The following is an 858-nucleotide window of genomic DNA, read 5'->3' on the forward strand; positions in this document are numbered from 1 at the left end:
CCGGGTGATCCACTACCGCGCCGGGGTGTTGCGCGGTAGTGGATGTCCGCGGGTGTCGGTCAGGCCACGGCGAGCCCGCCGTCGACGCGGACCACGACGCCGTTCAGGTATTCGCCTTCCGGCCGTGCGACGTTCACGATCCACCAGGCGATCTCCTCCGGTTGCGCGGTGCGGCGGAGCGGGATGCGCAGGACGAGTTCCGCACCGAGCGCGGCGACCTCCTCGGGCGTGAATCCGGCATGCGCCAAGGCCGGTGTGTCGGTGAATCCCGGTGCTACCGACACCACTCTGATGCCTCGCTCCGCCAACTCGACCGCCCAGGTGTTGGTGAGGAAGTCCAGGGCGACCTTGGTGGAGCCGAAGATCGAGTTGCCCGGCCAGCCACGGTGCTGGATGTTGGAGGTGACGTTGATGATCACGCCGCGGCTGGTCTGCAGGTGCGGCAATGCCTGCTGGGCGAGGAAGAGGGGCCCCAGCAGGTTGGTGCGCAGCTGGTCTTCGGCCTCGTCTCTGCCGATCGCGTCCAGCGTGGCCGGCCGGGTGATCCCGGCGTTGTTCACCAGTACATCGATGCGGCCGAACGCGCGCATCGCCGCGGTGACGATGTCGCGGGGCCCGTCGGCCGAGCCGACGTCGGCGACGAACGTGTGAATGTCCGGCCGCCCGGCGGCGGTCTCGGCCAGGCGCTCCGCCGTTCGACCGACCACGAGCACACTGGCACCCGCGTTCGCGAACTCGTGTGCGGTCACCCTGCCGATTCCGGTGCCGCCACCGGTCACGATGACCGCCCTGCCCTGCAACGATCGTGCCTCTGTCATCCGCCCGCACGTCCTTTCCCGATCGCCCGCCTCGATGAGC

Annotated in this window: 1 protein-coding gene; it reads right to left on the reverse strand. The window is 69.5% G+C overall.

All coding sequences use genetic code 11. The annotated features are described in order from the left end of the window. Positions 1-59: 59 nt before the first annotated feature. The gene (locus FXO23_RS50585) at positions 60-818 is read right to left on the reverse strand and encodes an SDR family NAD(P)-dependent oxidoreductase (RefSeq protein WP_158896367.1); all 759 of its coding nucleotides are present in this window, start codon (positions 816-818) and stop codon (positions 60-62) included. Between the last annotated feature and the right edge of the window lie 40 nt (positions 819-858).

The organism is Amycolatopsis anabasis, assembly GCF_009765355.1.
In the GTDB taxonomy this organism is placed as follows: domain Bacteria; phylum Actinomycetota; class Actinomycetes; order Mycobacteriales; family Pseudonocardiaceae; genus Amycolatopsis; species Amycolatopsis anabasis.